The organism is Acidithiobacillus sp. (assembly GCF_027322205.1).
Lineage (GTDB): Bacteria > Pseudomonadota > Gammaproteobacteria > Acidithiobacillales > Acidithiobacillaceae > Acidithiobacillus.
Genome location: NZ_DAHVHY010000091.1, coordinates 1 through 6,137, shown reverse-complemented (window position 1 = coordinate 6,137; position 6,137 = coordinate 1). Strand labels below are relative to the sequence as shown.

The window sequence follows — 6,137 nt, the reverse complement described above, 5'->3', positions numbered from 1 at the left end:
CTGCCGCCAGTTCCGCGTGCAGCACCTGAAACCGCCCTGCAGGAGCCGTATTCCCAGCGTCGACGATGCGTACCAAAGGCACCTGAGACAGCGCGGACCGCCACCGTTCACACGGTTCTTCATCCATCCGATAAGGACGGAACCAGTCCCAGCCGCCATTGCGGGCAAAGAGATCGGCGTAGGCCGCGGTCCGTTGGGCTTCCTCCCGCCGCATCTCCCGCAAATGATCCAGATTCAATGTGGCCAGCAGCATGGCGTCGTGGTTGCCCAGCACCGGATAAAACCAGGGCGCTTCCAGCAGATCCAGCGCCCCGGCACTGTTCGGGCCGCGATCCACCAGGTCACCCACGCTGAACAGGCGATCCATATCGTAGTCGAAGGCCACATGATCCATGAGCCTGCGCAGGACATCAGGGTGACCGTGCAGATCACCGACGATGAAATCCCGGCCCTGAAGATTGGCCGGATGGGCTATGACGCGCGGATTCATGCTGACCTCTCTTCCAAAGTAATCACCTGATCCAACTGCACGCCGGTACCTTCCCTCGGGTAGCCGAAGGCATTGGACAATATGCGCACCGCACCGATGCGATAATCCACCGCATGATGGGTATGGCCGTGCATCAACAGCCGCACTCCCTGATCACCGGTGCGCGCCACGGTTTCCTCCAATCGGCTGGCGTAGGCACCGGACAGATCATCCTGCCGGAAGGATTTGTAGATGGACTCCCATGCCGGTGCATGGTGGGTGATCACGACCTTGTGGCCAGCCCAGGGCTGTGCGATGGATGCCTCCAGCCAAACCTTACTGACCAGATGCACCTCCACGGTATCCCGCGGCAAAAAGCGCCGGGCACCCCCATGACACCGTATCCGCTTATGGTCCTGCATGGTCTCCTGCGCCGCCCGCATGGCATAGGGGTCGCCGCCATCAAAATCGGACCACAGGGTGGTTCCGAAAAAGCGGATATTGCCGATGTCCACGCCTTGTCTTTCCAGCAGGGTACACCGCGCCATCAGATCCTTCGGCAAATGTCTGGCTAGGCCCTCCCGCCACTTTTCCGGCGCGCGTTCGACGGATAAACCCCAGTAATCGTGGTTTCCCAACACCGCCACAACATGCGGGAAAGGGGTCGCCACCATTTTGAGCCAGTCCGCCAGCTTTTTGGGCGTGCCGAAGTCTCCCGCGAGCACGAGAATGCTGTCCCGGTCCGTCGGCAATGACGCCAGACGGACGGTAGCGGGTGGATTCACATCCACATGAATGTCGGAAATCAATCTGATCTGCATGTTATCTATCCTGAATGGCGGTAATGCGCTTTTCAAAAACTTGCGCATCACCGCGCGTCTATATATTACGATCCAAGAAACCCATAGCCCATTTTTTACCCAGAGCGGCTTCTGTCGGCACATCCTCAGCGACGATCCCCGCGCGCCCGGCTTTTGCCGCGGCGCCCAACGCCTGCAGCAGCGTCCGCTTCAACGCGCGCGGCGAATAGCCCACCAAGGCGTCCAGCACCGCATCATCCAACCGCTCATCGAAGGACCATCCCCAACTCGCCTCCTTGAGCAGTCCCTCATAAACCGTTTGGGCGATTCCCCGCATCTGGCCGGACGTTGGCGGATCGATGTGCAGCACGGTCATTCGCGACAGAATCGGCGCGGGAATCTGGCTTTCGTCGTTGGCGGTGCAAATCCAGTTCACATGGCTGGCGTCGATGGCAAACTCCGGAACAGACAAATCCTTGAAGACGCGCGCACTTTCCCGCTCCAGCAAGGTGTAGAGGGACGCTATGGGGTTGAAACGCAGGTCGCTACTCACCTTGTCCAGTTCATCCAGCACGATGACCGGATTCGCCCATGGCTCGCCGGTGAGCAGGTCGAACAGATGACCGGGCTGCGAGTTCGACCAGAAAACATCTGACCCCGCCAGGGCGGAGCTGCTTTGCGCCGAGGCCATGTCAAAGACCCGGAAAGGCAAACCGAGCTGGTCGGCGAGCCAGCGCGCTACGGCCGTCTTGCCGACGCCCGGTGCACCGGTCAGCAGGATGGGGGGCCAAAATACCCGGCTATCCCCGCGCGCCGACAAGGCGAATTGGTCGTCCAGAAAGTCGACCAGCACGGCAAAGTTCGGGAACCGCGCCCTGCACGCTTCCAGGCTGCTTGCCCATGCCGTCGGCAGAAGCCCCAGGCAGCGCTTATCCCCGCCGGCGGCTTCGATTTGCGCCAGGACGGATTTCGCCTGCGACCCCTTGTCTTTTTCATTCCGGTTTTTTTCAAACACCGCCAAGCGGGACGCATCCAGAAACTGGATTTGCGGTGGTCTCGGCTGGGTGTCCTCTTCAGACCCGTCTGCCTCAAACGCGCAGGGGTCCGGCAGGTCCTCAAAAATGCCGGGGTCATCTGCTGTGGGCAACGCCTCTGCGGACCAGACGGCTACCGATTCTTCAGAGCGACGCTCCTGAAACGTCTCCTGGTTGTCGACTGGATCCTCATCCGCCGGATCTGGGCGAGACACAAATGACATGGCATCCTCCTTATTCACAGCTACTATAAATTATAGTAACATCAATCAGACAAGCTTGTCAAAAACCGTGGGTTTCTCGCGCGGCGCGTGTTACAGTATTTTATAGTCAGACTGGGAGGACGTATGGCAGACAGCCTTAGCCCTGAAGAATTCGCCGTTGTGGAACTCGCCAGGGATTTGATTGCCCTGCGCGGCGAGACGATGGGCCGCATTTCGCAGGAAACGGAGATTCGCATACCCAATCTATCGGTCTGGTTGCGTGAAAAACCGCAGGTCATCTCTGCGGAGCGACAGGCCAAGATTTTGTATTACCTGGGTGTCAAGGAGGGGGAACTGCGTCGCGACATGCTGCATCTCTGGCACGACCAGGGGAGCCTGGAACCTCTGAAACGGGTCTTTGGCACATTATTGAGTGCGGGGCAGCGGAAGGATTTGCGGATTCATGCGGCGACAATGGGCGGGCCAACACCGTCCTATATCCTGGAAACGGGAGAAATCCTGGTGAGTCTGACCATCACCCCGGGCCTGAAAAGCGCGCTGTCCGTTCGGGATGCTCTGGGTTATGGCACCGAAGCAGTACTGGACACCCCGATGAACGAAGTATTTTTTGACAACGATCGCTGGATGTCCCTCTTGCGCCCCTCTTTCCCTATGGCCAGGGAGAAGACACTCGATTTATTGGAGTTCGCCCTGCACCAGACGGGCAAACAATGTACGGAGAATCTTCACCTCGCATTCCACCCGTCCTGGCGGCCACTGGCAGAAGGGCTGATGAAACAGCTTCAGGAAGGGATGGACCCGCAAGTGCTTCTGGATTGGCTGAATAGGCGCGGCGTGAGGGGCGTTGATGACGACTTCGATTTGGCGTTCTGATGGTCTTTTCCAAATAACGCGCATTGCATTATGGCTGTGACGGCGGTGCAGTACAAAAAAGCTATACTGTACAGACGGGTACAGTATAATTTTTTTCTTGTACTGTATCCACCTGCTGTCGCAAGCAAGGCCATCCTTGTAAATGGCTAAACGGCGGCCATAAAACGGTCAAACGTGGGGTGCCGTTGCTGGTTTTGAACCCGGAACGCTATTCACCCTACCGCTTCGTGGCGCAGCACCTGCTTTTGCGGGAAGTGCTGGCTGAACAGCGGGATGGGGTGTTTTGATGGTTGACGATGTGTAATCCATGGTTCACACTCGTTCCAATGAGAACCCTCTTGACCACCACAACATTTGACGCATGGTTCAGCGAGTTACGAGATGGCAACGCGAAGGCGCGCATTGCAGCGCGTCTTCGTAGAGCAGAGTTGGGCAACATGGGCGACTGCGAACCGGTGGGACAGGGCGTTTCCGAAATGCGTATTCACTATGGCCCTGGATATCGCGTGTACTTCATCCAGCGCGGCGTAGAGTTGGTTATCCTTCTCGCTGGAGGCGATAAAAGCACGCAATCCAAGGATATTAAAACAGCTTTGGACTTGGCCTCTCAGCAACAGGAAATGGAGTAATACATGGGAATTGTCACGCTAAAGAAATGGGATGTGATAGACCACCTTGATACGGATGAGGACATGGCAGCTTACTTTGACGCCTGCCTTGACGAAGACCCCGGTGATGGTAGTCTTATTCGTGCGGCCTTGGGCGACATCGCCAGGGCTAAAGGAATGACCAATCTTGCGCGAGATACCGGATTGACTCGTGAGGGGTTGTACAAGGCGCTTTCCAGCAGCGGCAACCCGGAGTTGTCAACGATCATCAAGGTGATTCGGGCTTTGGGTATTCACATCCGTGCTGAAATTGTGCATGCCTGATGGCATAAAACAAAGATCATGATCGCGCCACCTGCGGCCAGTGCCTGCACTTCAGGCCCGACACTGGGGGACCATAGGCGTCACCAATGGATTAGGCCGCGGCGGCAAAATCCAGCCCGGCCCGCCGCACTCGATCACCCGCTTCAAGGATGTTGCGCCGAATGGCGATCTCATGGAGATGGTGGTGTGGCGCGTACCGAAGCCTGTGCCGCCATGTGGACACTGCTTCAAGTACCGGCTGGTCTACGTGGTCAACGGCACCAGGGTCATCGGCTATGACAACGAGCATGGTCTCTCTGGTGCGCCAGATCATGAGCGCGGGGGAAGTGTCCATCAGGGAGTTGGCACGACGGGCAGGTCGGGATGTGCGTCGCGTTCACGATGACGTGCGGGTACTTGCCGAACTCGGACTGATAGAGCGCACGACCAGCGGCGGGGTGAGCTGCCCGTTCGCCGATATTCATGTGGATATGCACTTGCGCAAGGCGGGATAACGCGGTGCTGGAGAAAGGAATATGACACGGCGCAAAATTGTACAGACAGCCAATCCTTATCAAATCCAAGAGGTCATTGAAAAGGATGGGCGGACTCATTGGGAGATCTTTGGTCCCTATGGATTTCTCAGCGATCATGCATCGTTAGCTGATGCGGAAACGAAAATAACGGATCTCACCAAAGGTGTTACACAGTAACGAGCCGTCTGCAAGGCGGTGGTTTTTGCGGGTAAATCGGAGTGTGGCGCGTACCGCGCTTGCGTTAAATCGCCGCTAGCCAGGGTGCCTGGCTGAGCCGCCTGCGGGACGATTTTGCACGTTGAGCAATCGATATGCACCATATGAGGACCGTCGCCCCATTTAGGACACCCCCATGAACGATGACAAACGCAAAGCCACCTTCCGGCAAGCTTCAGCGCAACTCCGAAAAAAAAGCAGACGCTGGGCTGGTCCAGATCAACCTCTGGGTTACGCCAGCGCAAGCCAAAATAGTGCGAGAGTAGGTAAATAAGAACAAGCCACTAGACGATAAGTCCACCCAGCTTTGATATAGAAAACTTAGGTTTTTGAGAAAACGTGGCATGCCATTGCGTCGGCCCCATCGGCGTGATAACGTGACGTTATTACCCCTGGAGACAGTCATGCGTAAAGTCTTTCATACCACCCAATTCATGGCAGGTAATTCACCTGCCGTCCGCATCCCTGTGAGTATGGCATTCCCGAAGCAGACCAAATTGGTCGTGATTCGAGAGGGAAACAGGCTCATCGTGGAGCCTGAAGAAGATTCGCTCGAATCGCTTCCGGCGCTGTTCGCTGCGCTGCGCCCGCAGCACACCGGCGAGCGCCCAGAGTTTGTCGAGACGGAAAGATCTTGGTGATACTGCGCTACTTGCTGGACACCAATATTTGCATCTACCTCATGAAGGAGCAGCCCGCATCAGTCATCCGGCGGTTCGCGGCCTGCAAGCCCGGTGAAATTGGGATCAGTTCGATCACCTGGGCTGAATTGTGCTGTGGCCTGGACGTGCATAACAGCCAGTTCGAAATGGCCACGCTCTTGAGCAGGCTGATCGTCAAGGATTTTGACGTGGATGCAGCGGACCTCTTCGGAAAGCTCTCCCGGCAGTTCCCAGCCAGAAAGAGCAGCTTTGACCGCATGATTGCCGCGCATGCTTTATCGCTGGGAGTTACGCTGGTGACCAACAACACGGCCGATTTCGATCTCTATGTCGGTGCAGGACTGGTCGCCGAGAACTGGGTGACATGATGGCGAAGTTGCACTTCCTGATCATCAACGGGCTTTTTCAGTTC

The 6,137-nt window shown here is 56.9% G+C and carries 10 protein-coding genes and 1 pseudogene; 8 read left to right on the top strand and 3 right to left on the bottom strand.

Annotated elements, in window-relative coordinates; translation table 11 throughout:
- The 3 genes from M7F93_RS10760 to M7F93_RS10750 form a co-directional block, all read right to left on the bottom strand.
- A partial coding sequence (locus M7F93_RS10760) for a metallophosphoesterase (protein ID WP_298173208.1) occupies positions 1 to 490 on the bottom strand: 490 nt, incomplete at its 3' end.
- Positions 487 to 1,290: a metallophosphoesterase family protein gene (locus tag M7F93_RS10755; protein WP_298173205.1), complete on the bottom strand. Its 804-nt coding sequence runs from the start codon at positions 1,288 to 1,290 to the stop codon at positions 487 to 489. The genes M7F93_RS10760 and M7F93_RS10755, both read right to left, overlap by 4 nt.
- A gap of 58 nt (positions 1,291 to 1,348) precedes the next feature.
- Positions 1,349 to 2,527: an AAA family ATPase gene (locus tag M7F93_RS10750; protein WP_298173202.1), complete on the bottom strand. Its 1,179-nt coding sequence runs from the start codon at positions 2,525 to 2,527 to the stop codon at positions 1,349 to 1,351.
- A gap of 123 nt (positions 2,528 to 2,650) precedes the next feature.
- Here M7F93_RS10750 and M7F93_RS10745 point away from each other — a divergent pair, with 123 nt between their 5' ends.
- From M7F93_RS10745 to M7F93_RS10710, 8 genes and pseudogenes are all read left to right on the top strand, one after another.
- A complete protein-coding gene (locus M7F93_RS10745) occupies positions 2,651 to 3,400 on the top strand; it encodes a hypothetical protein (RefSeq protein ID WP_298173200.1) in 750 nt (249 codons plus the stop codon).
- A gap of 338 nt (positions 3,401 to 3,738) precedes the next feature.
- The gene (locus tag M7F93_RS10740; protein ID WP_298173197.1) at positions 3,739 to 4,029 is read left to right on the top strand and encodes a type II toxin-antitoxin system RelE/ParE family toxin; all 291 of its coding nucleotides are present in this window, start codon (positions 3,739 to 3,741) and stop codon (positions 4,027 to 4,029) included.
- Positions 4,030 to 4,032: 3 nt separating this feature from the next.
- Entirely contained in the window at positions 4,033 to 4,332 is a 300-nt protein-coding gene (locus M7F93_RS10735) for an addiction module antidote protein (protein ID WP_298173194.1), read from the top strand.
- Between the two features lie 172 nt (positions 4,333 to 4,504).
- Positions 4,505 to 4,591: pseudogene (locus M7F93_RS10730) on the top strand (toxin-antitoxin system TumE family protein); the annotation flags it as partial.
- Positions 4,592 to 4,607: 16 nt separating this feature from the next.
- Positions 4,608 to 4,826 carry an HVO_A0114 family putative DNA-binding protein gene (locus M7F93_RS10725; RefSeq protein ID WP_298173210.1) on the top strand — a complete coding sequence of 73 codons (219 nt, stop codon included), beginning with the start codon at positions 4,608 to 4,610 and terminating at the stop codon, positions 4,824 to 4,826.
- Between the two features lie 21 nt (positions 4,827 to 4,847).
- Complete coding sequence (locus M7F93_RS10720) at positions 4,848 to 5,024, top strand: hypothetical protein (protein WP_298173191.1); 177 nt, start codon at positions 4,848 to 4,850, stop codon at positions 5,022 to 5,024.
- Positions 5,025 to 5,467: 443 nt separating this feature from the next.
- Entirely contained in the window at positions 5,468 to 5,704 is a 237-nt protein-coding gene (locus M7F93_RS10715; protein ID WP_298173188.1) for an antitoxin, read from the top strand.
- A gap of 11 nt (positions 5,705 to 5,715) precedes the next feature.
- A complete protein-coding gene (locus M7F93_RS10710) occupies positions 5,716 to 6,093 on the top strand; it encodes a type II toxin-antitoxin system VapC family toxin (RefSeq protein ID WP_298173185.1) in 378 nt (125 codons plus the stop codon).
- Positions 6,094 to 6,137 lie beyond the last annotated feature (44 nt).

Bases quoted from the DNA above. Each gene is read 5' to 3' on its own strand.
- M7F93_RS10715 (WP_298173188.1), top strand. From the start codon at position 5,468: ATGCGTAAAGTCTTTCATACCACCCAATTCATGGCAGGTAATTCACCT.
- M7F93_RS10745 (WP_298173200.1), top strand. From the start codon at position 2,651: ATGGCAGACAGCCTTAGCCCTGAAGAATTCGCCGTTGTGGAACTCGCC.
- M7F93_RS10735 (WP_298173194.1), top strand. From the start codon at position 4,033: ATGGGAATTGTCACGCTAAAGAAATGGGATGTGATAGACCACCTTGAT.
- M7F93_RS10725 (WP_298173210.1), top strand. From the start codon at position 4,608: ATGACAACGAGCATGGTCTCTCTGGTGCGCCAGATCATGAGCGCGGGG.
- M7F93_RS10720 (WP_298173191.1), top strand. From the start codon at position 4,848: ATGACACGGCGCAAAATTGTACAGACAGCCAATCCTTATCAAATCCAA.
- M7F93_RS10755 (WP_298173205.1), bottom strand. From the start codon at position 1,290: ATGCAGATCAGATTGATTTCCGACATTCATGTGGATGTGAATCCACCC.
- M7F93_RS10750 (WP_298173202.1), bottom strand. From the start codon at position 2,527: ATGTCATTTGTGTCTCGCCCAGATCCGGCGGATGAGGATCCAGTCGAC.